19 protein-coding genes are annotated in these 26594 nt (G+C 63.8%); 7 read left to right on the top strand and 12 right to left on the bottom strand.

The genetic code is table 11. The features are described from left to right. Positions 1 to 216: 216 nt before the first annotated feature. Both AC1DWF_RS13835 and AC1DWF_RS13840 read right to left on the bottom strand, forming a co-directional pair. On the bottom strand, positions 217 to 531 hold the full coding sequence (locus AC1DWF_RS13835; RefSeq protein WP_476782193.1) for a MoaD/ThiS family protein: 315 nt from the start codon (positions 529 to 531) through the stop codon (positions 217 to 219). Between the two features lie 11 nt (positions 532 to 542). Further along, on the bottom strand, positions 543 to 1625 hold the full coding sequence (locus AC1DWF_RS13840) for a WD40/YVTN/BNR-like repeat-containing protein (RefSeq protein ID WP_476841775.1): 1083 nt from the start codon (positions 1623 to 1625) through the stop codon (positions 543 to 545). Between the two features lie 398 nt (positions 1626 to 2023). Between AC1DWF_RS13840 and AC1DWF_RS13845 the strand changes: the two genes are divergently transcribed. Further along, positions 2024 to 3343, top strand: coding sequence for an NAD(P)H-dependent oxidoreductase (locus tag AC1DWF_RS13845; RefSeq protein ID WP_476785944.1), 1320 nt, complete (start codon positions 2024 to 2026; stop codon positions 3341 to 3343). 139 nt (positions 3344 to 3482) lie between these two features. Here AC1DWF_RS13845 and AC1DWF_RS13850 read toward each other — a convergent pair whose 3' ends face one another. After that, a complete protein-coding gene (locus AC1DWF_RS13850) occupies positions 3483 to 3695 on the bottom strand; it encodes a hypothetical protein (protein WP_476785943.1) in 213 nt (70 codons plus the stop codon). 174 nt (positions 3696 to 3869) lie between these two features. Between AC1DWF_RS13850 and AC1DWF_RS13855 the strand changes: the two genes are divergently transcribed. Next, positions 3870 to 4721: a LysR family transcriptional regulator gene (locus tag AC1DWF_RS13855; protein ID WP_476785942.1), complete on the top strand. Its 852-nt coding sequence runs from the start codon at positions 3870 to 3872 to the stop codon at positions 4719 to 4721. 65 nt (positions 4722 to 4786) lie between these two features. On the opposite strand, the gene AC1DWF_RS13860 is transcribed toward AC1DWF_RS13855, so the two are convergent. Both AC1DWF_RS13860 and AC1DWF_RS13865 read right to left on the bottom strand, forming a co-directional pair. Then, positions 4787 to 5845 (bottom strand): M14 family metallopeptidase, encoded by a 1059-nt coding sequence (locus AC1DWF_RS13860; RefSeq protein ID WP_476785941.1) that lies wholly within the window; start codon positions 5843 to 5845, stop codon positions 4787 to 4789. Positions 5846 to 6096: 251 nt separating this feature from the next. Further along, the gene (locus AC1DWF_RS13865; RefSeq protein WP_476787932.1) at positions 6097 to 7197 is read right to left on the bottom strand and encodes an NADH:flavin oxidoreductase/NADH oxidase; all 1101 of its coding nucleotides are present in this window, start codon (positions 7195 to 7197) and stop codon (positions 6097 to 6099) included. 125 nt (positions 7198 to 7322) lie between these two features. Here AC1DWF_RS13865 and AC1DWF_RS13870 point away from each other — a divergent pair, with 125 nt between their 5' ends. The 4 genes from AC1DWF_RS13870 to AC1DWF_RS13885 all read left to right on the top strand — a co-directional run bounded on the left by AC1DWF_RS13870 (position 7323) and on the right by AC1DWF_RS13885 (position 11651). Beyond that, entirely contained in the window at positions 7323 to 8615 is a 1293-nt protein-coding gene (locus AC1DWF_RS13870) for an amidase (protein ID WP_476786506.1), read from the top strand. Between the two features lie 98 nt (positions 8616 to 8713). Then, complete coding sequence (locus tag AC1DWF_RS13875; RefSeq protein WP_476841776.1) at positions 8714 to 9769, top strand: sugar phosphate isomerase/epimerase family protein; 1056 nt, start codon at positions 8714 to 8716, stop codon at positions 9767 to 9769. A 169-nt stretch (positions 9770 to 9938) separates the two neighbouring features. Then, positions 9939 to 11111, top strand: a complete 1173-nt coding sequence (locus AC1DWF_RS13880) for a Gfo/Idh/MocA family protein (protein WP_476841777.1) — start codon at positions 9939 to 9941, stop codon at positions 11109 to 11111. 21 nt (positions 11112 to 11132) lie between these two features. Then, positions 11133 to 11651 carry a universal stress protein gene (locus tag AC1DWF_RS13885; RefSeq protein WP_476785369.1) on the top strand — a complete coding sequence of 173 codons (519 nt, stop codon included), beginning with the start codon at positions 11133 to 11135 and terminating at the stop codon, positions 11649 to 11651. A gap of 55 nt (positions 11652 to 11706) precedes the next feature. Here AC1DWF_RS13885 and AC1DWF_RS13890 read toward each other — a convergent pair whose 3' ends face one another. The 7 genes from AC1DWF_RS13890 to AC1DWF_RS13920 form a co-directional block, all read right to left on the bottom strand. Then, a complete protein-coding gene (locus AC1DWF_RS13890) occupies positions 11707 to 12759 on the bottom strand; it encodes a sulfate/molybdate ABC transporter ATP-binding protein (RefSeq protein ID WP_476785368.1) in 1053 nt (350 codons plus the stop codon). Positions 12760 to 12771: 12 nt separating this feature from the next. After that, positions 12772 to 13656 (bottom strand): sulfate ABC transporter permease subunit CysW, encoded by an 885-nt coding sequence (cysW, locus tag AC1DWF_RS13895; protein ID WP_476841778.1) that lies wholly within the window; start codon positions 13654 to 13656, stop codon positions 12772 to 12774. Continuing rightward, positions 13649 to 14500: a sulfate ABC transporter permease subunit CysT gene (gene cysT, locus AC1DWF_RS13900; protein WP_476785366.1), complete on the bottom strand. Its 852-nt coding sequence runs from the start codon at positions 14498 to 14500 to the stop codon at positions 13649 to 13651. The genes cysW and cysT overlap by 8 nt, the downstream gene beginning before the upstream one ends. Positions 14501 to 14518: 18 nt before the next feature. Next, positions 14519 to 15547 carry a sulfate ABC transporter substrate-binding protein gene (locus tag AC1DWF_RS13905; RefSeq protein ID WP_476787935.1) on the bottom strand — a complete coding sequence of 343 codons (1029 nt, stop codon included), beginning with the start codon at positions 15545 to 15547 and terminating at the stop codon, positions 14519 to 14521. Positions 15548 to 16105: 558 nt separating this feature from the next. Continuing rightward, positions 16106 to 16510, bottom strand: coding sequence for a DUF7674 family protein (locus AC1DWF_RS13910; protein ID WP_476785139.1), 405 nt, complete (start codon positions 16508 to 16510; stop codon positions 16106 to 16108). A 129-nt stretch (positions 16511 to 16639) separates the two neighbouring features. Further along, complete coding sequence (pbpC, locus tag AC1DWF_RS13915; RefSeq protein ID WP_476785140.1) at positions 16640 to 18733, bottom strand: penicillin-binding protein 1C; 2094 nt, start codon at positions 18731 to 18733, stop codon at positions 16640 to 16642. Positions 18734 to 18904: 171 nt separating this feature from the next. After that, the gene (locus AC1DWF_RS13920; RefSeq protein ID WP_476804207.1) at positions 18905 to 24376 is read right to left on the bottom strand and encodes an alpha-2-macroglobulin family protein; all 5472 of its coding nucleotides are present in this window, start codon (positions 24374 to 24376) and stop codon (positions 18905 to 18907) included. Between the two features lie 296 nt (positions 24377 to 24672). On the opposite strand from AC1DWF_RS13920, the gene AC1DWF_RS13925 reads away from it, so the two are divergent. Continuing rightward, positions 24673 to 26592 (top strand): autotransporter assembly complex protein TamA, encoded by a 1920-nt coding sequence (locus AC1DWF_RS13925; protein ID WP_476804208.1) that lies wholly within the window; start codon positions 24673 to 24675, stop codon positions 26590 to 26592. Positions 26593 to 26594: the final 2 nt, after the last annotated feature.

The raw sequence follows: 26594 nt of genomic DNA on the forward strand, positions 1-26594 counted from the left end.
TGCCTGTAGTCGGCAGGTAGCGGTTTCATCCCCAATCGCGATGAATGGCCAGCAGAATTGGCGATTCAACCGTTGGACTGAAATATTGCCTGCGGGGTCAGGTCAACAGAAGAATAAAGCCTGGATATCCTAAATGTATGATCCAGATAGCAGGATGCATCTTGCTGTATAATTACTTGATTCTAAAATATAGCAACGGTTGTATATGGCGCGGTTTCAACCACCGCTGATCGCGGTCAGCACGAAGACCTCGACGCCCGGCCTGAGATGGGTCTTCAGCGTGGCGCGCTCGCCCTCGACAAAGACATTCATGTGCTTGCGGATGGCGGGACGGGAATCGCAGATGCGGTCGCGCATGCCGGGCCAGCTTCTGTCGAGTTCGTCGACCATCTGCCTGACCGTCGAGACCTTCATTTCCACCCGCCTGACAGCACCGGGGAACAGATCGACCAAAACACCGGGCAACCGCACCACCACGGGTGCAGTTTCGGCCTCGTGCTTTTTGGTTCGCGATGGGGCGTCGTCGAGCATTGGCCTCAACCTCAATCGTCGACAACAAGCGTTTCCACCGACAGGATCGCCGGCAGGTGCTGGGTCACGTTGCTCCAGCTCTCGCCTTCGTCGGGGCTGGCGAAGAGCGCGCCCGAACTGGTGCCGAAATAGACGCCGGCAGGCTCCAGCCGGTCGGTTGCCATGGCTTGCCGGAGCACGCCGATATAGGCGTTTTCCTGTGGCAGGCCGTTGCGCATTGCCTGCCATTCCGCTCCGCCGTCGCGGGTGCGCCACACGGCAGCCTTGGCGTCGGGCACGAAGCGGCCGGCGGAGTCGCCGTTGAGCGGCACCAGATACAGCGTTTCGGGATCGCGCGGATGSGTSRCGGCCGGGAAGCCGAAGGTSGAGGGCAGGCCCTTTTCGATGCTGACCCAGCGCTTGCCGCCATCGTCGGAGCGGTACATGCCGCAATGGTTCTGCTGGTAGAGCCGGTCCGACATTCCGGGTGCCATGACAAGGTTGTGCACGCACTGCCCGAATTCGGGATAGTTCTCGCCCTCGGGCATGAAGTCGGCGCGGGTGCCGAGATTGCGCGGCTCCCAGTTCTTGCCGCCGTCGCCGGTGTAGAACACCCCGGCCGCCGAAATGCCGATCCAGATGCGGTCGTGGTCGTTGGGGTCGATCACCAGCGAGTGCAGGATGAGGCCCGCGCCGCCAGGGTTCCAGTGCGGCCGGGATGGGTGCTTCTGCAGGGCCTCGACATGCTGCCACGACTGCCCGGCATCGTCGCTGCGAAAAAGGCCCGCTGGCTGCACGCCGGCATAGAGGCTGCCATTGGCCTGAGCCAGGCTCCACACCGCCTTGATCGGCTCCTCGCCCTCGGCATAAGCGAGGCCCTCGCTCGAATGCGTCCAGCTCTCGCCGAGGTCTGTCGATTTCCACACCGCCGGGCCGAACCATTCATTGCCGCCCGCGCCATAGATCGTGCGGGTCGCCTGGTCGGCGACGATGTGGTTCATCGGCCAGGTTTCGCAAAACGGGCCGCGCAGCTTCCAAGACCGCCGCGCCGCGTCGCTCTCGGCGATGAAGGCGCCTTTCTTGGTGCCAAGCAGGACAAGGACTTTTTCTGCCATTGCTCTCCTCCACAGCGCCGATCTTCAGAAATTGATTCCGGATCGGCGTCTACCGCATTTCAAATGCTGCGTTTTCTAGGCTTGGCCGATTTGGACATCCGGCTCCACCCGAAAACCTGCCGGCAAAGCGCAGCAACAATAATGCCAAAGCCGCGACGGGGACAACTTGGCGTCAGCAAACTCCTGACAAAGCGCCAGCTCAGGGGGCCGATCCGACATTCGAGTTGACAGGCGGCCATAATTCAATACCCGTCGCGTTAGAGCGCCGCGCGTMCCTTGGGACGCGCAAAGGACGCTCCAACATTTTAAAGTGACGCATCGTGCTTTCCGAAATCCGTTCGGATATTCGGGCCGATGCGTTAGAGATATATGCTTCGCTTGCGCGGGAGATCAATCAGATGACCATCAACGTCGCTCCGGTGGGCTTGACGCGCGATCTCGTCGAGCGCGAAAAGTCGGGCAAGCCAATCCGCATCGGCCTGATCGGTTGCGGCGAGATGGGCACCGACATCGTCACCCGCGTGGCGCATATGCCGGGCATCGAGATCGGCGCCATATCCGAGCTCCACCCCGAAGCGGCGATGAAGGCGGCCCAGATCGCCTATCAGGAGCCGGGGCATTCCCGCGAGGTGTCGAACGCTGAGGCGCTGAACGATGCCATCGAGGCGAGGAAGATCGCGGTCACAAGCGACGCGGACCTGATCCTGAACAGCGGGCTGATCGACGTCGTCATCGACGCGACCGGTGTTCCGGCTGTCGGTGCGGAGATCGGCCTGCGCGCCATGGAGCACGGCAAGCATCTCGTCATGATGAACGTCGAGGCGGACGTCACCATCGGCGCCTATCTCAAATCCGAGGCTGACCGGCTCGGCGTCACCTATTCGCTCGGCGCCGGCGACGAGCCATCGTCGTGCATGGAGTTGATCGAGTTCGTCTCGGCGATGGGCCACACTGTCGTTGCCGCCGGCAAGGGCAAGAACAACCCGCTCAACATCGACGCCATTCCCGACAACTATGTCGAGGAGGCGACGCGGCGGAACATGAATGTGCGCATGCTTGTCGAGTTCGTCGATGGCTCCAAGACCATGGTCGAGATGGCGGCGATCGCCAATGCCACCGGGCTCGTGCCCGACAAGGCCGGCATGCACGGCCCCTCGGCGACGCTCGACCAGCTATCCAAGGTGCTGGTGCCCGAAAAGGATGGCGGCGTCTTGTCGAGGGTCGGCGTCGTCGACTATTCGATCGGCAAGGGTGTCGCGCCAGGCGTGTTTGTCATCGCCGACATGTCGCATCCCAGGATTTCCGAGCGCATGGAAGATTTGAAGATGGGCCACGGCCCTTACTTCACCTTCCACCGCCCTTACCACCTGACCTCGCTCGAAGTGCCTTTGACCTGCGCGCGCGTGGTGCTGCACGGCAAGGCCGACATGGTGCCGCTGGCAAAGCCCGTCGCCGATGTCTGCGCTGTCGCCAAGAAGGACATGCAGCCGGGCGAAAAACTCGATGCCATCGGCGAATATTGCTACCGCGCCTGGATCATGACCGCGCCCGAAGCGCGCGCGGCAAAGGCGATCCCGTGCGGGCTGCTGCAGCGCGGCACGGTGACCAAGCCGATCAGGAAGGGTGAGCTGATCACCTACGCCAACGCCGCCGTCGAGCCGGGCTCGAAGATCGCCGAACTCAGGGCGCGGCAGGACAGGCTGGTTTACGGGGAGTAGGCGAGCTGCCCGTGCCCCGGATGGATGCACGGCGATCCAGTCTGGGCTCCTGCGCCGGGTCCATTCTGTAGGGCGCAATCTCGACTAGAGAACTCACATCGGCAGGGCGACGATTGAGACGGCCCATCTCCGCGGTGGCTCACTGGAAGATCTGTGGGCTTTCAGGCAGCTCAGCCAGCTCCGCGCAGAGTGTCAGGGCAGCCAGCACGACATGGGTCCGATCCCATCCCGCCATCTCGGCAACGCTCAGAAGCTTGACCAGCGAGGGCTCGATCGCGAACTGGCATTGCGCCAGATACTCCCCGTCTTCCGGCTCCAAAGTCGGTCTGTTTATACGCAAGTTCTTGGTCATTGGGTCAATTCAGAAAATCCATGTCCAGCGATAGGTCCGAAGTCGGACCGATAGGTCTCCTTCGCAGCCGATCGACGGTGCGACGATGAACTAGAGCATTGACACAGGTGAAGATAATGAATTCCAGTCAACTCACTTGAGTGGAATTCATATGTCATGACAAAAAAGCGGTCGATGCCGCAACTGCGGGCTCTTCAATCTTTCGAAGCTGTTGCGCGGCATCTTTCCGTTTCCCATGCGGCCCAAGAGCTTGGCGTGACGCAAAGCGCGGTCAGTCACCAGATCCGACGATTGAGCGAGGAACTTGGAGAGCGGCTAGTGGAACGGCAGGGGCGCGGCCTCGTGCTGACTGGCGCCGGGCATCGCCTTTCGCTTGAACTCGACCGTGCCTTCGATCTCATCGAGCGCTCGACGTCGCAGATTGTCGGCGCGGCCAATGGAACAGTACGCCTTGCCGTCTATGGGACCTTCGCGAGCGGCTGGCTCGTCGAGCGGCTGCCTGATTTTTTCACCCGGCACCCTGACATCGATCTGCAGCTCATCACGGTCAGCGAGGAAGATGAGATAAGCGACAGGATCGCCGATGCTTTCATCACGTCCATGCCTTCGCAGCGCGGATATCGGAGCGTTCTGCTCAAACGGGACCAACTGATCGCCGTTGCTCCCCGAGATCTGGGTCCCTGGCCGTGCCCCTTGATCACCACCGAAGTTTCGCCGTCTTCAGTGGGCGCCGATTGGATCGATTTCTGTCACCACAACGGCCTTGAGCTTTCGACCTTCCAGAAGGAGAGCTGGAAGCTGTGCACGCATTATCAGCAGGCGTTCGATATGGCCCGAGCCGGCATTGGCGCGGCGCTGGTTCCAGACTTCCTTGGCGAGCGCGGCATCGCCGAAGGAACCTTGCAAAGGCTATCCGGCGAGCCGATGCCGACTGGGGCGAGCTATTACCTGTCCATCAAGTTCAGCCGTAGCCAGGAGCCGGCGCTGGCGAGCCTGACGCAATGGCTCCGCGCGGCTGCGCGGTAACGTCCGGGGATGATGAATTCAGGTCACGTCAAACGCAAGTTGGGGCGTGCGTCGAGAGCCAAACGTCAAGCCTCCAGCGCCCCTGACCGCGCATCGTCGCTCGCGGCTACGCCGACAAGCTTGACCAGATCGTCGCCGGCACGCGTGGCGCGGTGCGAGCGGCGCGTCAGGATGTAGCCGTCCTGCGGCGCGAAGACGTCCACCCGACCGCCATCCTCGCCGGGCGCGCGCACGATGGTGGCGAGGTGTGCGCCAGCCTTGACCGTTTCACCCGGCTTGACGTGGTAGAGGATCGCGCCGGCGCAAGGGGCTGCTACCATTTCGATATGGTCGATGGGGGCGACCACGCCCTCGAACGTCGTTTTGGTTTCGATCGAGGTGTCGGCGATCACGCCGCGCGCCACCAGGAGCCGGTAGAGCCCTTCGGCGTCGGCCTCGGCAATGTCAGAATAGACGTCGGAGACGCCGCGATACTCGACCGTGGTGACGGCGCGGCTTTCGAGCCTGGCCTCCTTGCGCGGCATTTTGAGATAGGGGTGCAGCGAGGCCTCGTCGAAGGAAGAGCCCGACTGGCCGCCCCACAATATGACCGCGTCGACGCCCATATTGGCCGCGCAGTCGGCCATCGCCGGCCACAGCTCCTCAGGCACGTAGAGATAGGCGACACCCTCGTCGTCGCAGTGCAGGTCGAGCACGATGTCATGGCCGAGCGAAAGCTTGAGCAGGCGCGCCTTGAGCCGCTTGTCGGCCGTCATCGGCACATCGTCGCCGGGCAGAAGCGAGGCATCGGGGCGTTCGAGCAGTGGAAAGTCGCGGTTGTAGTTGACGCGCGTGCCAAGGTCGAAGCGGCCTTGCGATGCACCGAACAAAAGCTGATTGGCGCCGATCGGGTTGGCGCGCGGAACGATTGTCAGCTTGCCGCGAACGCGGCCTTCGCTTTGAGCCTTGCGCAGCTTGGGCATCAGCGCATCGATGGCAACGACGCCCGGCAGCTCGTCGCCATGCAGCGCCGCCTGGATATAGGCTGACGGCGCGTCGGCCGACGATCCGGCGATGTGGTAGACCGGGAGTTCGTAGGCGATGCCTTCGCTGTCGCCACGGATCGTCTCAACGGTCTTTTTCATCGTTTTCCCTCAATGTTTTCGTTTGATCAGCGATAGACCAGACAGCTGGCTCCGCGTCCTGATCCAGCGAAATCAAAGCCGCCGCACCAGAGCCAGATAGATCTTGAGCCCGTATCGCTGCCCCTCACCCTTACCCTCTCCCCGTAAGGACGGGGAGAGGGGGCGTCGGCGTCGCGGCCATCCTCCTTCTCCCTGTTCTTTACGGGGAGAAGGTCCGGCAGGGGATGAGGGGCAGCGCTGCCTCACGACCTTCAGGCGGCCGAGCCCCACTGCTTCATCAGCGCCGCCGAGCGGGCAAGCTGGGGTGCCGTGTGGAATTCGTAGCCGAGCTTGGCAGCGGCCCGCCAGGGCCAGCGCGGATCGGCAAGCAAGGCGCGCCCCAGCGCCACCATGTCGGCGCGGCCTTCCCGGATGATGCTGTCCGCCTGCACCGGCTCGTCGATCATGCCCACCGCGCGGACCGGAATGCCGGTCGCCTGCTTCACCGCTTCGGCGAGATGGACCTGGTAGCCGGGGCCGGTGCGCAGGCTCTGGTGTGGCGAGTTGCCGCCGCTCGAACAGCAGATATAGGCGACGCCTGCACCGCGATAGGCCTTGGCGACCTCGATCGCCTCTTCGAGCGTGAAGCCGCCATCGACCCAGTCGGTCAGCGACATGCGCGCCCCGAGCATCAGGCTCGGCACGGCTTCCGCGACGCGGCGCGCGACTTCGAGGGGAAAGCGCATGCGGTTTTCCAGCGATCCGCCCCATTTGTCGGTGCGCTTGTTGGACAGCGGCGACAAGAACTGGTGCAGCAGATAGCCATGCGCCGAATGAAGTTCGATGAAGTCGAAACCGGCGCGCTCGGCGCGCTTCGCTGCTTGGACAAAGTGCCCGACGGTTTCTTCGATGCCTTGTTCGCTCAGCGCCTGCGGCACTTGCCAGCCATCGGCATAGGCGATGGCGGAAGCAGACACGACGGGCCAGGCGTCCTGGTCCGGGCCGAGCGGCCCCGAGCCTTCCCACGGCAGGCGGTTGGAGGCCTTGCGACCGGCATGGGCAAGCTGCGTGCCGAATTTCGCGCCGGGCGTCGCCACCCTCTTGGCGGCGTCGAGCGCCCATTTGGCGGCTGCTTCGTTGGCGTCGGAATAAAGCCCGAGGCAGCCATGGCTGATGCGGCCGCGCCGCTCGACATCGGTCATCTCGACGGTGACCATGCCGGCACCCGACATCGCCAGGTTCATCCAATGCTGGAGATGCCATACCGATGCCGAGCCGTCATTGGCCGAATACTGGCACATCGGGGCCACGGCGATACGGTTGGGAAAGTCGAGATGGCCAAGCGTGATTGGCGAAAACAGATGAACGGTCATGGCGGCTCCTGGGGGCTGGAAAGGCGAATGTAAAGCGTTTGAAGCCGCCGGCAACCGTGTTGCATGGGGCCACGCCGTGCTAACAGTCGGCGCGATGAATGCTGTGCTGCGGTGAGGGGGAGATCATGAAGTCAAGAGACAGGCTCGAAGCGATCCTGGCGCGGCTTGGCGCACGCGCCAAGGACGAGCGGGTCTTCGCCAAACTCTACGGCGAAGCCGCGCGGGCCGCGGCAGACGCTGCCGATGCCAGGGCAAGGGCAGGGCTGTCGCTCGGGCCGCTCGACGGCGTCATCGTTTCGATCAAGGACCTGTTCGATGTCGCTGGCGAACCGACCCTTGCCGGTTCGGTGCTGCGGCGCGATGCAGGGCCTGCGGCGCAGGACGCCATGATCGTTCGCCGCCTGCGTCGGGCAGGGGCGGTGATCATCGGCAAGACCCACATGACCGAATTCGCCTTCACCGCGCTCGGCCTCAATCCGCATTATGGCACACCGGGCAATGCGGCCGATCCGACGCTCATTCCCGGCGGCTCGTCGTCGGGCGCCGGCGTATCGGCCGCCGAAGGCACCTCCGATATATCAATCGGCTCCGACACCGGCGGCTCGGTACGCATCCCCGCTGCCCTCAACGGCGTTGTCGGCTTCAAGCCGACGGCGCGGCGCGTGTCGCTTGACGGCGCATTCCCGCTGTCGCCATCGCTCGATTCCATCGGCCCGCTCGCCAAGACGGTCGCGCAGTGCATTGCCGCCGACGCCATCATGTCCGGCAAGGAGTTTGGCGAACTGTCGCCGCTGTCGCTGTCTGGTCTGCGCATCGCTGTTCCACGCGGCCGCCTGCTCGACGGGGTTGAAGCGAGCGTCGCTTCAGTTTTCGAGCATGTGGTGAACCAGCTCGCCAAAGCAGGGGCTACGGTGACCGAGTGCTTCATCGACGACCTGCTGGCCGAATACCGCGCGGCGACACGCTCGGGATCGATAGCGGCCATCGAAGGGGCTGCGATCCACGCCGACTGGCTCACTAATGGCGCGTCGGTTCCCATCGATCCCAATGTCAGCGGCGCGCTCGGCCGGGCAATGAAGGTTCCCGCGGTCAGCTACATACACACGATGAACCGGCGCAGGGAGCTTGTCGCCGAGATGGACGCGCGGCTGTCGGCCTATGACTTCATCGCCATGCCGACGACGCCGCTCACGGCCCAGCCGATATCAGAGATGCTGGCCGATGGCGCACACGCCGACCGCGTCGAAGGCTTGTTGTTGCGCAACACCCAGGTCGCCAACCAGTTCGACCTTACCGCCTTGTCGCTGCCGATGCCCGATATGGCGCGACCCGCAGGGCTGGCGCTTGTCGCGCGCCACGGCCACGATCGCCGCCTGCTTGCGGCCGCGCTCGCCGTCGAGGCGATGCTGCGCGAGTAGGAGGGGGCCGACCTCCTGGCCACTTGCGGAGCCGGGTCAAATAATGGTCACTTAAGAACGACCCGTGGCGGGCCGGAATCGTACGAGGAGAAAATCTGATGCCATCGACAATGAAGGGCCCCGCGATCTTCCTCGCTCAGTTCGCCGGCGACACTGCGCCATTCAATTCTCTGAAATCGATTACATCCTGGGCGGCGGACCTCGGCTACAAGGGCGTCCAGATCCCGACGCCGGATGCGCGCCTGTTCGATCTGGAAAAGGCGGCGACGTCGAAAACCTATTGCGATGAGATCAAGGGCGTCTGCACTGACGCAGGCGTCGAGATCACCGAACTGTCGACGCATCTTCAGGGCCAGCTGGTTGCGGTGCACCCCGCTTATGACGCCCAGTTCGACGCGTTCGCCCCGGCAGCCGTCCACGGCAATCCGGCGGCACGGCAAAAATGGGCGGTCGAGCAGATGAAGCTGGGCGCGCGCGCCTCACAAAATCTCGGCCTCAAGGCATGCGTGTCGTTCACCGGCGCCCTTGCTTTCCCTTATCTCTATCCCTGGCCGCAGCGGCCGGCGGGGCTGATCGAGGTGGCTTTTGCAGAACTCGGCAAGCGCTGGACGCCGATCCTCGACGCTTATGACGATGCCGGCGTGGACCTCTGCTTCGAGCTTCATCCGGGCGAGGACGCGTTCGATGGCGCCACCTTCGAGATGTTCCTGGACGCAGTGGGTGGTCACAAGCGCTGCAACATCAATTACGATCCCTCGCACTTCCTGTTGCAGCAGCTCGACTATCTCGCCTTCATCGACATCTACCACGAGCGCATCAAGGCGTTTCACGTCAAGGATGCCGAATTCAACCCGAGTGGTCGCCAGGGCGTCTATTCCGGCTATCAGGGTTGGCTGGGTMGCGCCGGCCGTTTCCGTTCGCTCGGCGACGGCCAGGTCGATTTCTCCGGCATTTTCTCCAAGCTCGCGCAATATGGCTACGACAGCTGGGCGGTGCTGGAGTGGGAATGCTGTCTCAAGCACCCAGAAGACGGTGCCGCCGAAGGCGCGCCTTTCATCGAAAGCCACATCATCCGCGTGACCGACAAGGCCTTCGACGATTTCGCTGGCGGGACGAGCGACCGCAAGGTGCTCAGGGCTATGATGGGGATTTGATCTAAGCTCGCGCCGCCCCTCATCCCCCTGCCGGGACCTTCTCCCCGCAGGCGGGGAGAAGGGGGAGGTGGCGAGGTTGCAGTTAGCCTCCTTCTCCCCGTCGCTATACGGGGAGAAGGTCCCGGCAGGGGGATGAGGGGCGGCGCCAACACATCAAGGGAGGATACATATGGTCGGTGCATCGAAATTGGAAAGCGGCAGCGGCCCGATTCGCTACGGCATGGTCGGCGGCGGGCAGGGCGCCTTCATCGGCGGCGTGCACCGGATCGCTGCGCGCATGGACGGCGATTTCCAGCTTGTGGCGGGCGCGCTGTCGTCCAACGCGGAGCGGGCAAAATCTTCCGCTGCCGAGATCGGACTTGACCCGGAGCGCAGCTACACCTCGTTTGCCGAGATGGCCAAGGCAGAGGCCAAACGCCCCGACGGCATCGAGGCGGTGGCGATCGTCACGCCCAACAACATCCATTTCCCCGCCGCCAAGGCATTCCTCGAAGCGGGCATCCATGTCATCTGCGACAAGCCGCTGACGGCGACGCTGGCCGAGGCGAAGAAACTTGCTGCCCTTGTCGAAAAGACCGGCAAGGTTTTTGTCCTCACCCACAACTACACCGGCTATCCGATGATTCGGCAGGCGCGCGAGATGGTCGCCAAGGGACTGCTCGGCGATATCCGCGTGGTGCAGGCCGAATATCCGCAGGACTGGCTGACCGAGGATTTGGCCGCCACCGGCCAGAAGCAGGCGTCGTGGCGCGCCGACCCCAAGCAGTCGGGCGCAGGTGGTGCCACCGGCGACATCGGCAYGCATGCCTACAATCTCGCCCGCTTCGTCACCGGTTTGGAGCTCGACAGCCTGTCGGCCGATCTCGACGCCTTCGTGCCTGGACGCTTGCTCGACGACAATGTCAACGTCATGCTGCGCTTCAAGGGCGGGGCCAAGGGCATGATCTGGGCGAGCCAGGTTGCGCCCGGTCACGAGAACGGTCTCAAGCTGCGCGTCTATGGCTCCAAGGGCGGCATCGAGTGGGTGCAGGCCGATCCGAACTATCTCTGGTACACGCCGTTCGGCCAGCCCAAGCAGCTGATCACCCGTGGCGGCGTCGGTGCCGGGGCGGCCGCCGCGCGCGTCACCCGCGTTCCGTCGGGTCATCCCGAAGGCTATCTCGAAGGTTTCGCCAACATCTACCAGGAGGCGGCACGCGCCATTCGCGCTGCGCGCAAGAAGGGCGGCAAGCCAGCCAAGGACGTCATCTACCCGACCGTGCAGGACGGCGTCGAAGGTGTCGCTTTCGTCGAGGCCTGTGTGCGCTCATCGAAGAAGAACGCTGCCTGGACCAAGCTTTAGTCATGTGGCCCGCACCATTGTTTGACCTATGTCAAAACCTCTGGGGCGCTGCGTGCTAAGCCTTCCCCGACGTCATCGAGAAAGGGGAATTGGATGTACAGCCACGTTCTTATTGCGACAGATGGATCGATCATTGCCCAAAAGGGTGTCGAGCATGGCCTCAAGCTGGCCAAGAGTGTCGGCGGCAAGGCCACCATTGTCATCGTGACAAAGCCATATCCGCTCCAGGGCACAACTGTGACGGGCTGGGTGGCGGGCGACAACGATATCCGCCGTTACGACGCCAGCCAGAAGGAATTTGCCGACACGGTTCTGGGATCTGCCAAACAAGTCGCCGATAAGATTGGCATAGCCCCTGAGCTCCTTCAGGTGACGGCCGATTCAGCGGCGGAAGCCATTGTCGAAAAGGCGCAGGAACTTGGATGCGACCTGATCGTCATGGCCTCTCATGGCCGTCGCGGGGTTGGTCGGTTACTCCTGGGCAGCCAGACAGCCAAGGTTGTCCAGTACGCCAAGACGCCAGTCCTCGTCGTCCGCTGATCAGCCTGGCATTTTGACCCTCCCCGCAAGGGGAGGGCGGGCTTCGATGCCCTCGTTATGCCTGGTCCACCGTCTTCGGAAACACCTTCCAGCGCTTGGGCCGGAATGCCACCCGGCTCTTCTGGGCAGCGGGGTGGCCGACCGGCAGCTCAATCTCGACCCTTTCCCTTCCGCCGCCGATTTCGAGTTCGACGCGTCTGGTTCCGGCGACGCGGCGGCTGGCGGCGACGGTGCCGGCGATGCAGCCATTGCAGTCGTCGAGCAGTTCGATGTCGTGCGGGCGGAAGTAGAGCACAGCCTCGCCGTCGGGCAGGTCGTGGGTGGCAAGCCCGATCGGCCGGTCGGCGATCCAGACATGGCCGTCCTCGATCTTGACCGGCAGCGCGCTCGATTCGCCGATGAAGCCGTAGACGAAGGGTGAGTTGGGGGTGTCGTAGACCTCGTCGGCGGTGCCGATCTGCTCGATGCGGCCCTGGCTCATCACCACGACGCGGTCGGCGAGTTCGAGTGCTTCTTCCTGGTCGTGGGTGACGAAGATGGTGGTGTGGCCGGTGGCGTCGTGGATCTCGCGCAGCCAGCGCCGGAGTTCGCGCCTGACCTGGGCGTCGAGCGCGCCGAAGGGTTCGTCGAGCAACAGCACCTTGGGCTCGATCGCCATGGCCCGCGCCAGCGCCACGCGCTGGCGCTGGCCGCCGGAAAGCTGGGCCGGGTAGCGTTTTTCCAGCCCCGACAATTGCACCAGATCAAGCAGTTCGGAGGCCCGGTTACGGATCTCGGCCCTGGTCGGGCGCTTGGCCGAGGGCCTGACCTTGAGGCCGAAGCCGATATTGTCGGCGACCGTCATATGGCGAAACAGCGCGTAATGCTGGAAGACAAAGCCGACATTGCGCTCCTGGATGGTGCGGTTGGAGGCATCCTCGTCGCCGAAAAAGATGGTGCCGCGGGTTGGCCGCTCAAGCCCGGCGATGAGGCGCAGAAGCGTGGTCTTGCCCGAGCCGGAGGGGCCAAGCAGGGCGATCAGCTCGCCCGACCTGATGTCGAGCGAGACATCGCGAAGTGCCGGAAACTTGGCGAATTCCTTGCGCACATTGGCAACGCGAACTTCCATGGTCGACCTCTGTCAGTGTCCGCGCGTGGCGGCGATCTCGGCACCGTAGCGGAGCTCGAGAAGGGTTTTGAGCACAAGCGTCACAAGCGCGAGGCCGGCGAGCACGGAGGCCACGGCAAAGGCGCCGACGGCATTGTATTCGTTGTAGAGGATCTCGACATGCAGCGGCATGGTGTTGGTCAGGCCCCTGATATGGCCCGAGACCACCGACACCRCGCCGAACTCGCCCATGGCGCGCGCGTTGCACAACAGCACGCCGTAAAGCAGGCCCCATTTGATGTTGGGCAAGGTCACATGCCAAAACGTCTGCCAGCCATTGGCGCCGAGCGACAATGCTGCCTCCTCATCGCCGGTGCCTTGTTCCTGCATCAGCGGGATCAGTTCACGCGCAACGAAGGGGAAGGTGACGAAGACGGTGGCGAGCACGATGCCGGGCACGGCAAACAGAATGACGATGCCGTGCAGCTTGAGCCAGGGCCCAAGCAGGCTCGAGGCGCCGAACAGCAAGACATAGACCAGGCCCGAAATCACCGGCGACACCGAAAACGGCAGGTCGATCAGTGTGGTGAGGAAGGCCTTGCCCTTGAACTCGAACTTGGCGATGGCCCAGGCGGCAGCGACGCCGAAGACCAGGTTGAGCGGCACCGCAATGGCTGCGACCAGCAGCGTCAGCTTGATCGCCGAGATGGTGTCGGGCTCGTTGATGGCGCTGAGGAATGGCCCAATGCCACGCGAAAACGCCTGCTCGAACACCACCACCAGCGGCAGCAGCAAGAAGATGGCGAGGAAAGCGAAGGCGATCAACATCAGCGCCGCACGCGCCAGCGGCCGCTCGGTCACCGCAAGCGAGGCATGCGCGTGATAGGCGTCGGCGGGGTAGAGCTCGGGATCAGCCATAACGTTTGCGGGTCCGCGCCTGGATGAGGTTGATGATCAAAAGCATCAGGAACGACAGCGCCAGCATGATCGTGGCAATGGCGGTTGCCGCGGCATAATCGTATTCCTCAAGCCGGATGACGATCAAAAGAGGCGCGATCTCGGAGACATAAGGCAAATTGCCGGCAATGAAGATGACCGAGCCGTATTCACCGACACCACGGGCGAAAGCCAGTGCAAAGCCGGTGATGACGGCGGGTGCGAGGCCGGGAAACAGCACCTTGGAAATGGTCTGGAAGCGGTTGGCGCCCAGGGTGGCCGCGGCTTCTTCGACCTCCTTGTCGATCTCTTCGATGATCGGCTGCACGGTGCGCACGACGAACGGTAGGCCGATGAAGACAAGCGCGATGACGATGCCCAGCGGCGTATAGGCGACCTTGATGCCGAGCGGCGCCAAAAGCGCGCCCATCCAGCCCTTGGGCGAATAGAGCGTGGTCAGTGCGATGCCGGCGACCGCCGTCGGCAGCGCGAAGGGCAGGTCGACCATGGCGTCGATGATGCGGCGGCCGGGAAAACGGTAACGCACCAGGACCCAGGCAACGATGGTGCCGAACACGACATTGATGCTTGCTGCGACAAAGGCGGTGCCGAAGCTGATCTCCAGCGCCTTGACGGTGCGCCGGTCGGTGGCGATGGCGAAGAAATCGGCCCAGCCGAGCGAGGCCGAACGCCAGACGAGCCCCGACAAGGGGATCAGGATGATGAGCGTGAGGTAGGCAAGCGAGAAGCCGAGCGTCAATCCGAAACCCGGAATGACGCTCGGCTGTCTGAACCGCCACCCCGCAAAGGCGGGTGATGTGGTCATTTCGTCCTGGTCTTTGCCTTACTGGGCCGGCTTGTAGATCTGGTCGAATATACCACCATCTCCGAAGTGATAGGGCTGCGCCTTTGCCCAACCGCCGAAAATCGGATCGTCGATGGACACCAGCTTCAGCTTGTGCTGCTGTTGCAGGTCGGCGGCCGGCACCAGTTCGGGCTTGGACGGCCGGTAATGATGCTTGGCGGCGATGGTCTGGCCTTCCGCCGAGTAGAGATAGCTGAGGTAGGCTTCAGCGACCTTGCGGCTGCCCTTGGCGTCGACATTGGCGTCGACCACCGCGACCGGCGGCTCAGCCAGGATCGATTGCGGCGGGAAGACGATGTCGAATTTTTCGGCGCCGAATTCGTCGAGCGCCAGATAGGCCTCGTTTTCCCAGGCGAGCAGCACGTCGCCCTGCTCGCGTTCGGCGAATGTAACCGTCGAGCCGCGCGCGCCGGTGTCGAGGATCGGCACATGGGCGAAGAGATTGGCGATGTATTCCTTGATCTTCGTTTCGTCGCCACCAAACTGGCCGTTGGCCCAGGCCCAGGCGGCGAGATAGTTCCAGCGCGCGCCGCCCGATGTCTTCGGGTTCGGCGTGATCACCTGGACGCCGTCCTTGACCAGGTCGCCCCAGTCATTGATGCCCTTGGGATTGCCCTTGCGCACCAGGAAGATGATCGTCGAAGTGTAGGGCGAGGCGTTGTTGGGCAGGCGCGAGCGCCAGTCCGGATTGATCTTCTTCGACTTCTCGACGATCGCGGTGATGTCGCTTTCGAGCGCCAGCGTCACAACGTCCGCGTCGAGACCATCGATGACCGCGCGGGCCTGCTTGCCGGAGCCGCCATGCGACTGCTGGATCGTCACCGTCTCGCCGCTCTCGGCCTTCCAGTGCTTGGCGAAGGCTTCGTTGTAGTCCTTGTAGAGCTCGCGGGTCGGGTCGTAGGACACGTTGAGGAGCGTGGTATCGGCGAAGGCAAAGCCCAGGCCACCGAGTTGGACCGCGCCGGCCAGAACGGCCGAAAGCAGTATAGATCTGCGTGAAGTGGTCATTTCCGCCTCCGTTCGAATATGGTTCTACTCTATCGAACTGGTAGAAATTAGATGCACTGAACGTTTCGTATTTAGCCGCTCATGGGCAAAATACGGCCAAGCTGCGTGCCTGTCGGAAATTTTTTTGCTCGCTCAAAATTCCCGTTGGCCGCCTATGCGTCTCTTCGGGGATGCCGCACCGAAGACACCGACAATCAGAAGTAGGGGCGCGAGGTGTTGACGGCAAGGGGTGGCCTTGGGAGCGGTACTTTGTTGGGCACGCCGCGAGATTTGCGGTTCACCCGAAAAACCATTCGCATGAACACAGTTGCCATGCCGTGACGTGAACGACGTCAGAAACGGTCCAGAGTCGAGAGTGGAGGCGGTACCGGTGTCGGCGAGCATTGATGCGAGCACACACAGCCGCAGCCGTCTATTCCACGAACATCCTGACACTCGCGGCCGCGCCCCGTCGCGTCAATTTCAGTCAGCGTCGAGAAACCGGTGCCGTCAGGCTGCCAGGTCGCCTCGCGGCGGCGCGCGGCCGTACAGAACTGCGGCGGGGAGCAAACTCCGGCATCAGGAGCGTTTGGTGATGAGCGCAGTCCGGCCTGCCCAGAAGTCGTCGACTCCCTCCCACCAGAGCAGGCTTTCCTGGCGTAGCCACGGACGGAAAGCCGCGGGATCGGTGGACGCGTACAGTTTCATGTCCTGCAGGTCCTCCAGCAGTCCGACTGTCGCTGCCTCGCGAACATAGTCGTCGCCTTCGACATGCCAGCGCTCCACCACGTCGAAGACGGCGTCGAAACTGGCCGTGTCGCTCGCTTCCAGTTGCGCAATGAGGTGCCGGGCCAGTGCGTTCAGCGCCAGATAAAGGGGCGGCTCCAACTGATCGCGCCATCTTTCGCAGAACGCGTGCCACGCACCTTCAAATGTTGGATCGGCTTCGAGGATCGGGGCAAACATTTCCGCGTGCGTGATCATCTGGTGGCCTTCGTCGCTGCTCGATTCGTCATATTCCTGCAGTGTCAGCAGGCAACGGTTGCCGTTGCAAGCTGCGGGCTGGAAATGCCGGGTATCCAGGGCCGTGCGTCAGCGTGGAAGCGGGAGTTCCTACTCGACGAACACGCGGACGCTCGCGGCGCGGCCAGCGGCATCGATGACTGTCAGGGTTGAGTAGCCGGTGCCGTCGGGCTGCCAGGTCGCGGTGCGGCGGCGCTCGACGACAGCCAGCGGCTTGCCGTTGGCGAGCCAGCGAAACGGCGCGCGCCCGCCTTGCAGCTTGAGCACCAGCGGCGAAGCGACAGCCGATGCCGCGCCCAGTTCGACCCGTGCGCCGTCGGGCGGGAAGATGATCTGCGGCGCGGGTTCCGTGACTGCGGCGACGACCGGCAACTGTCCAGCCGGGGAAAAGCGCTCAAGCGTCACCGGCAGGTCGGCGCGGGCGGTGCGCAGCGTTCCCGCAGGCGGGCGCGGCAAGGCCATGGCGGGTAGGCCGGAGCGAGCAAAGCCCTCAAACAGGATAGGCGCCGCCGAGACATAACCCGACAGGCCGGGCACGGCACCGGCGTCCGGCCGTCCAGCCCAGACGCCCAGCACGTAGCGGCCGTCATAGCCGATCGACCAGGCGTCGCGGTAGCCGTAGGAGGTGCCGGTCTTGTAGGCGATGCTGCGCTTGGCAGCACCCTCCGGCGGCTTGACGCCGGATAGAATGTCGCCGATCTGCCAGGCCGCCTGTTGCTCGAGGATCATGCCGTTGGCGAGCGGGACAGGCGTGCTTGCGTCCGCCCCGTCGCGAAGAATCTTGGCGCGGCCGCCATTGGCAAGCCCGGTATAAAGCTGGACGAGATCGCGCAGCGAAACGCCGACGCCGCCCAGGCCGATGGCAAGGCCGGGCACCTCGTTCGGCGGTAGTTGCGGCACAACGCCGGCCTGGCGGAAACGCGCGGTCAACCGCTGCGGCCCGACAGCGTCGAGCAGGCGGATCGCGGGCACGTTGAGCGACAGCTGCAGCGCCTGGCGCACCGAAACGTCGCCCTGATAGCTCATGTCGAAATTCTTGGGCCGGTAGCCGGCGAAATCGGCCGGTCGGTCCTCGATCAGCGTTTCCTGCGCCACCAGTCCCTGTTCGAAGGCGAGACCGTAGATGAACGGTTTCAGGGTCGAGCCGGGCGAGCGCACCGTCCTGGTCATGTCGATCCAGCCGGAACGAGAGGCGTCGAAGAAATTGGCCGAACCGACTTCGCCGAGGATCTCACCGGTCATCGCGTCGGCCAGCACCATGGCGACCGAAATTTTTGGACCGAGCCGAATGGCTGCCTCGCGCGCCACGGCTTCAAGCCCTTCCTGCGCACTTTTTCGCAAGGTGAGCTGATGGCGGTCGACGCCTGGAGCGTTGCGCAGTGCCGCATCAGCGGCGTGCGGTGCGAGCGCGGGCAAAGCCAGACGCATGCCCGAGACGTCTTCGAGAGCTGCCCGCGCCGCCTCGCGTTCGCCGAGCAGGCCCGATGTCACCATGCGGCCCAGCACCCGGTCGCGCGCGGCCTGGGCAATTTTTGTATTGCGATCCGGCCGCCGCCTTTCCGGCAGCTGCGGCAGGGCGACCAAAAGAGCYGCTTCGGAAACCGTCAGCCGCTTCGGCTCCTTGCCGAAATAGGCAAGCGAGGCAGCGCGCACGCCTTCGAGATTGCCGCCGTAGGGCGCGAGCGTCAGGTAGCGTTCGAGGATTTCGCGCTTTGTCAGCCGCCGCTCGATCTGCAGCGCGCGGGCGAGCTGCCTGAGCTTGGAGCCAAAACTGCGCTCCGTCCGTGGCTCGATCAGCCGCGCCAGCTGCATCGACAGCGTCGAGCCGCCGGAGACGATGCGGCCATTGGTGACGAATTGCTGGGCTGCGCGCCCCAGCGCCAGCACATCGACGCCTTCATGGTCCCAGAAGCGCTTGTCCTCATAGGCGACCAGCATCTTCACCAGTTGCGGGTCGACCTGGTCGAGGTTGACCCCAAGCCGCCAATGCCCGCTCGGCGTTGCGAAAGCGCGCAACAGCTGCCCGTCACGGTCGACCACTTCGGCGGAGAGCACAAGCTTTTCCGGCAGCGGCGGCGGAAAAGCACGATCCAGCGCGTAGAGGCTGCCGGCGGCGAGGGCTGTGAGCGCTGCAGTCGCAGTCGTCCAGCGGGCGATCCTGCGTGCATATTTTCCGGTGAACATGGCTCTGCCCCTCACCCTCACCCTTACCCTCTCCCCGTAAACGGGGCGAGGGGGGCGTCAGCGTTGCCGCTTGTCCCTTCTCCCCGTTCACGGGGAGAAGATGCCGGCAGGCGGATGAGGGGCAGCGCGAACCCTCCCGCCGACGTCGATGCTGAACTGAAAGCAGACATCTTATTCCGCCTTCACCTCCATCATGCCGGTGGCCGTCCGTGCCGAGAACTGCGGCCGGTACATGTCCTCGACGCTCGCCGCCGGGTGCATGTAGACGCCAGGCGTCACCGCGCGCACGACATAGGCCAGCGTAAACTCCTGGTTGGAGCCTTCGCCGCTGTTCATGGCGGCGACGAAGCGGTCGTTGCGGAATTCGAGATGGGCGGCTTCCGTCTGTTCCAGCCAGGAGAAGTTCGACAAACTGGCGCTGTTGACTAGCCCCGGATTGTCGATCTCGAAGCCGGCCGGCAGCATGTCCGAGACCAGGATACGCGAGGCCCAGTCGTTGAACTCCCTGACCTTGAGCACCACGACGAAGCGCTCGTTCTGCTGGGCCTCCGTCACATTGGCCTCGCTGCCGTCGAGACGGTAGTAGGTGCGGGCGATCTCAAAACCGTCGCCGCCGGCGGGCAAAGGTTGTGCCGGAGCAGCGACTGTCGTCACCACCGCCTGAAGCGCATCCTTGCCCTTGTTGGCGATGACGATCGGGTTGATCAGGAGATCAGCGCCTCCGACCCGCTGCGAATAGGCCCCAGAGTGGGTGGCCCCGTCGACATCGAGCGAAATCGCCTCGTTTCCGGCTTTCAGCGCCCGCGCCGCAAGCAGCATCCAGGCGTTGTCCTGGGTGCTGGTCCACTGTGCCGAAGCGCGGTCCGCTGCCACCATCTTGACCAGTGCGGGCACCACCGAAGGCAACGGCTTGCTTTCAGCGGCGAGCGCCAGCATGGCCGCGCCATCGCGCAGGCGCGAGCCATAGTCCGAGCGGTACCAATCGTGTTCGGGCGTCGCCTTGGCGAGTTGCAGGGCCGCCCCGAACAGGTTTTCCGAACGCTGGCCATCGCCGTAAAGTGCAAGGCTAGCACCGAGCTGCGCCACCGCCATGGGGCTGGTGAAGGCTTCGAGCTTGGAGTCGGCGAAGTAGCGCAGGTCGCCGACCGAGGCCTTCTTGTTGCGCGCCAGCACATAGAGGGAATAAGCGATCTCCGAGCCGCGATCCTCGACATCGACGTCGTAGCCGATGGCGTTCTGCAGGTTGTTGAGCGCCTGCATCATCGCGCCTTGAGGTACGTCGAAGCCCTTTTCGCGTGCCCTTGTCAGGAAGTCGGTGACATAGGCGTCGAGCCAGAGGTCGCCGGAACCGGGCGACCACAGGCCGAAACTGCCCGAAGACGACTGGTAGTTGAGCACGCGGTAGATCGCGTCCTGGATGCGCCCGCGCAGTTCAGGATCGTCGGCCATGCCGTTGTCGGCGCTGAGCTCGCTGACATAAAGCAGCGGCAGTGCCCGGCTGGTGGTCTGCTCGGCGCAGCCATAGGGGTAGCGGTCGAGCGTCATCAGCAATGACGGCACGTCGAAGGCAGACGCCAGCGACACGCCGACACTGACATGGGCATCGTCGAGCAGGCTTGCGGCCAGCAGCTCCTTGTCGATGCGCAGCGACGCATTCGGCTTGAGGTCCACCACCATGCGCGTGGTCACCGGCAACTGGCCGGGACGCACCGGGAAGGAGAGTTCCTGCTCGACTTCGAGCCCATCGGCGTTGGCAAGACGGATGGTCAGCCCTGCGGTTCCCGCCGTCAGTGGCATAAGCGGGATCGACAGCGTCTGGCGCTTGCCTGGCTCAAGCGTCACTTTTTCGGGCAGGGCGGCATCGCCGGTCGACAGGTCCCCTGACGTCTCGACAGCGAGCGAATAGTCGCCAGCCGGGGCATCGGTGTTGGTGATGTCGAGCGTCATTTCAGCGAAATCGCCCGGCGCCATGAAGCGTGGCATGCCGGCCGTCAGCACGATCGGATCGCGTACGATGACGTCGCCTGTGGCGTGGCCGACAGCAGTCTTGGTCCAGGCCACGCTCATCACGCGCACAGTGCCGTTGAACTGCGGGATGTCGAAATCGACAGTCGCCTTGCCGTCGGCGTCGAGTTCGACGATGCCGGAGAAGAAGGCGACAAGCTTTTCCTTGGGCGGGCTGCCTTGCGAGGTCAGTGCAGCGCCATCGCCGCCGGTGCGCAGCTTGCCCATGGCGCCCAGCGAACCGTCGATCAGGCGTCCATAGAGGTCGCGCAGCTCGAGCCCGAGCATACGCTGGCCGAAATACCAGCCTTCGGGGTCCGGCACCTTGTAGTTGGTCAGGTTGAGGATGCCGACATCGACGGCCGCAACCGTGACATAGGCCTTTTCGCCAGCCGCGGCCCCCGTCACCGAAACCGGGATCGAAAGTGTCTGACGCGGCACGGTCTTTTCGGGAAGCGCCAGCGCGACATTCAGTTTCTTGTCGGCGGGATCGACGGCCAGCCATTTCAGGCCGATGGCGCGTGCCGGCATGCGCGATTCCTGCGCCTCGCCGGGGCGATAGAGCGTGGCGGTCACATAGGCCCCGGCACCCCAGTCTTCGCCGACGGGGATGTCAACGGTGGCACCGCCTTCGGGAATGCTGGCGGTGACGGTCTTCAGCAGCTTTTCAGCGCCGACAGTGACCAGAAGTTCGCCAGCAAAACGGGGCGAAACCTGAAGTTTTGCCACTTCGCCTGCTCTGTAGGTCTCTTTGTCGAGCGCGACTTCGAGGCCGTCGGGCGTCTCTGTCGAGGTCGCCGACACATACCAGCCGGCGTCGAACTCATAGCTTGTCGCCGAGCCCGCCGGATCGGCGGTCTCGACCTCGAGGCGGTAGCGGCCCCAGTCGACGGGCATTGAAACGGTGGCTTCGCCATCGGCGGTGAGGTCGATCTGGCCGGTCGCCACCGACTTGGTGAAGGTCACCGGCTCGTAGTTCCAGCTGTTGCCCGAGCGGTACCATTGGTAATTGCGCTCGACCTTGACCAGCGACCACTGGGCGCCGGCGAGTGCCGCGCGCTTGCCGTCGGGCTCGGCGGCGATCAGGCTAAACTTGGCAGTGCCGCCCTGCGGCACTTCCTCGCCCGAGAAGTCGGGGCGGATGCCGATCATGGTGGCTTGCGGGCGGATGCCGATGTCGAGCTTTTCTTCGACGGCGCGGCCTCCGCTTTCGCGCATGCGCACCGTGAGTGCAGCGTTGACCAGGCGGGTCGTCGAGGGCAGCTGGCCGACCGAAACGGGGAAGGTCGCCTTGCCGTCATCGCCGACGACAGTCAGGTCGGTCAGCGGGATGCGGGTGGCTTCGCCTTGCTCTTCGTCGGCGAGGCCGAAATAAAAGCCCTTGAAGGCATCCCATTCGCGCTTCGTCGACAGCGTCACCTCACCTTCGAGCGCGAGGCCGGCGGCAGGTGCGCCATAGAGGAAGCGGCCGTCGACGGTGGCTGTGGCGGTTTCACCGGCCGCGATCTCGTTGCGGTCGGCGGTCAGCGTGAATTCGATGCGGTCGGGCACGAAGTCCTCGACCAGGAACATCTGGCTGGCGACGGCTGGCTGCTTGGGGTCGGTGTGGATGGCAAGCGTCCAGGTGCCGCGCATGGCCGCACTCGATAGCGCAAGGTCGACGGCGTGGCCGCCGGCATTGCCACCCTGGCTGACGATACGTCGGTCCTCGACGCCGTCGGGCCTTGTGAAAATGAAGGTCAGCGGCAGGTTGTCGACGCCCTTGGCTGCGTCGTCGCGCGCCAAAGCTGCGGCATGTACGGTTTCGCCGACGCGGTAGATGCCGCGTTCGGTCCAGGCATAGACGTCGAGCGCGCCAGGTGCGGCGCGGCCGGTGACGCCACGGTCGGACAGGTCGAAGCCAGCACGGGTCATGTCGAGGAAGACGAAATCGGCGTCGCCCTGCTTTGCCATTAGCACGGCCGGCGCCAGGCCACCTTCGCCTCGGGTCAGGCCTGGGGTGAAGGTGGCACGGCCCTCGGCGTCGGTTTTGGCGGTGCCGAGGATCTCGTTGTTGCGGGCAAGCAGCGTCAGTTCGGCATCGGCGATCGGCTTGGCCGAACCGAGCGAGCGGGCGAAGACGTTGAGCCCGTCCTGGCCGGTATAGGTCGACAGCCCGATGTCGGAGACGACGAACCATTGCGTCGCCTTGGTCGCCCAGGTGTCGCTCTTGTCGTCGACGGGTTGCGCGGTCAGCACATAGACGCCGGGCTTGCGGTTGGGCAGCGCTTCATCGACCGGGAAGGAGGTCGTCACCTCCTTGTTGAGCTCGTTGACGATCGCCAACTGGCCTTCCCAGACCGGCTCGCCCATCTGGTCGGCGATGTTGGAAACGTCATAGCCGTCGAGCTGGCGCAGGAACTGGTAGCCGGACAAAAGCTGTGCCAGCGAACGGTCGCCGACGCGATAAAGCTTCATGTCGGCAGCTTCCATGTTGACGGTGACGACAGGAATGCCGCGGCGGGCGGAGGAGGGCAGAACGAAGCTGTCGCCGGTGAAGCGGGCCGATTGTGCGCGGTCCTGGACATACACACTGAGCACCACGGGTGCTGCGAGCACCTCGCCGAGGGCCGCTGGCAGGCCGGAGCGGAAGGTCACGCGGTAATGCTGGCCGTGCTCGAGCCCTTCGACGCAGATCTGCTTGTCCTTGGCCTCGACGCTCTTGGGCGCCGCGTCGTCGACGGTGACGAAAGGCGCGTAGACGACACCCGTCTTGACCAACTCTTCCGAGAACTGGGCGCAGACGCGCGGCGAGGTGGTGTCGGCGTCGATGGAGTGCTCGACGACGCGGAAACCTTTTCGCGCCTTGAGGTCTTCGTATGTGGCACGCACGGAAGCCGAATTGTCGAGCGCAAGGCTCGCCTCATAGGCCTGCAGTGAAGGCCTGAACATGTCGCGGCGGTCAAGGCCAGCGGCCAGGATCGACAGTATGTCGGCGCGGTTCTTTGCGTTGCGCGACAAAAGATAGGCGTTGTAGGCGCTCGACGTCGCGTCGCTCTGCAGCGATGCTGTTTCTTCGCCATTGATCGGCTGCACGGCGGCCGTGGCGCGCGCAAGGCGCGTCCAGATCGCTGCGTCGTCGGGCAGGATCGCGGCTGCGGCGCGGAATTTCTGCATCGCCGTGCGTGGGTCGCCCTGCAGCATTGAATTGTCGCCGCCATCGGTCAGCGCCGCGAGGCCTTCGTCGCCTGTTACCACCGAGCCATTGGTCAATGCCTTGCGGTACTGGCGTGCCTCGTCGGCCATCGAGGCCGGGAAGAACGACAGTTCGGCCGGCGCGCCGATGTCGGGCTCGCCATTGACCGGCACGACCTTGCCCCCGACTGCGCCTGCAAATGGCTTGATCAGGGCGAAGTCGGACTTGAGGAAGCACCATTTCGCCTTGGTGTTGTAGGTGAAGGCGCGGCAAGACTGGTCACCCAGGCACGATGTCTGGCACTGGTCGAGCGTCACATTCTGCTCCGACCGCAGGTCGAAACCGAAGTAATCGCTGTTTTCGGTGGTCACGACGCGGCGTGCCTCGACTGCCGCAGCCCCTGATACCAAACCCAAAAAGAGAAGAACGAATACCGGAAAAACCCGAGCCGCACGCATATTCATGTCCCTCCAACACACTCATCGCCGCTCAAAGCGACATGTTCGAACTTGCCGCCGCACTGTCGACACGGCCAGCTTACAGGCTAAGCCCGCTTCTTAATACTTGTCTTGGACGCTGTGCATGGTATTGCCCCTGCCATGCGGATCGCCCCGATGAACACACCCGAATCCCTGTCCCGGATGTCATTCATTTGCCCAAGGAATTCTGACATATCGAATGTGGCTGCTTTACGAAAAGCCATAAACTTCATTCCAATTTTAGGATTGGGAGTTACCTTGGCTTGATGTTTTTGCGGCGTATGCGTGGATTCGACAGATCAACCACCGCCCGCGTGCTTTCGCGCGCGGCGATGGCTGTGCTGTTGTCGACGACAATTCTCGCCGTTGAAATGCACAAGGCATCGGCCTTCGAAATCTTCGGCATCAGGCTGTGGGGCTCGGCCAAGGAAGAAGATACCGACATCGTCGATCCGCTCGACTATGCCGTCACTTTCGAGGTCATTGGCGCCGACGACGATTTGCGCTCCGCACTCGAAAAGGCCTCGCTGCTGAAAGGCGAGGAAGATCGTCCGGTTTCCGGTTCGCTCGGCCTGCTCGCCAAGGCGCGCAACGACCGCGAGCGGCTGGTTGCGGCACTGTTTTCCAAGGCGCGCTACGATGGCGTGGTCAAGATCGCCATTGCCGGCAAGTCGCTCGACGACCTCGCACCCGACGCCGTCTTCAATGGCCCGCAGCCGATCCCGGTGACGGTCACCATCCAGCCCGGGTCGATGTTCACGCTCGGCGACGTCGTGCTCAAGGGTGACGCCGCCAATATCAGGGGCGCCGATTTCGGCCTGATCGCTGGCGGCAATGCCAGCTCGGATGCGATCTTGAAGGCGGAAGCCCAAATCGTGCGCGCGCTCAAGGAAGAGGGCAGGCCGCTCGCCAAGGTGACGAACCGCACCATCGTCGCCGACCATGCCACCACTACGCTCGACGTCACCCTAGACGTCGCCGCTGGCCCGATCGCGGGTTATGGCGCAACGACGGTCGAAGGCACCGAGGCCGTGGACCGCGACTTCACCGTCTACATGACCGGGCTGGAACGCGGCCGCCGCTATTCGCCCAAGGAGATCGACGACGCGCGCAGCAGGCTTTTGGCGCTCGACGTGTTCAGCTCGGTGTCGATCAACGAGGCGCTTGCGCTCGATCCTACCGGCGAGATCCCCATCGGCGTCCGCGTCAGCGAACGCAAGATGCGTTATTTCGGCGCCGGCGCCAGCTACTCCACCACCGAAGGTTTCGGCGTCGAGGGCTATTGGGGCCACCGCAACCTGTTTGGGCATGCCGAAAAGCTGCGGATAGGCGGCTCGATCGGCCGCATCGGCGACACGATGGAGCTCAACAAGCTCAACTACAATGCCGGCATCATGTTCGAAAAGCCAGGCGTCATCGGGCCAGCCTCGAAGTTCTTTTCCAGTGCCAAGGTGTCCTACGAACATCCTGACGCCTATGACATCTTTTCGATCAAAGGCAATGCGGGCGTCTCGTATGAGCTGACCAAGGAGCAGACGCTGTCGGCCGAGCTGGCCGTCGAATATTCCGACATCGAGGACGCGCTCAATCCCGATGGCCAGCGCTATCTGCTTGTCTCGACGCCGCTCCAATATGCTTATGACAACCGCGACGACAAGTTGAACCCGACACGTGGTTTTCGCGCGCTCGCTTATGCCGAGCCGACCTACGATGCGCTCAACAGCAACGCCTTCGTCAAGCTCAAGGGCGAGGGATCGACCTATTACGGGCTCGGCCCCAACAACCGCTTCGTGCTCGCGGGGCGCGCCGCGATCGGGTCGATCCTTGGCGCCAGCCTGCAAGAAGTTCCCGCCGACCGGCGCTTCTACGCGGGTGGCGGCGGCTCGGTGCGCGGTTACGCTTATCAGGGCATCGGCCCGCATCTCAACGGCCAGCCCACCGGCGGCCTGTCTTACGCCGAGGGCTCGGTCGAGATCCGCTATGCGCTCAACGACAAGATCGGCATCGTGCCGTTCATCGACGCTGGCACCGTTTCGGCCGAGCAGTTCCCCGATTTCTCCAGCGTGAGCGTGGGTGCCGGCATCGGCGTCCGCTACCTCACGCCCTTCGGCCCGCTGCGCGTCGACGTGGCAGTGCCGCTCAATCCCGGCCCCGACGATCCGAGCTACGGCATCTATGCCGGCGTTGGCCAGGCGTTCTGATC

The organism is Aminobacter sp. P4_D5 (assembly GCF_056401815.1).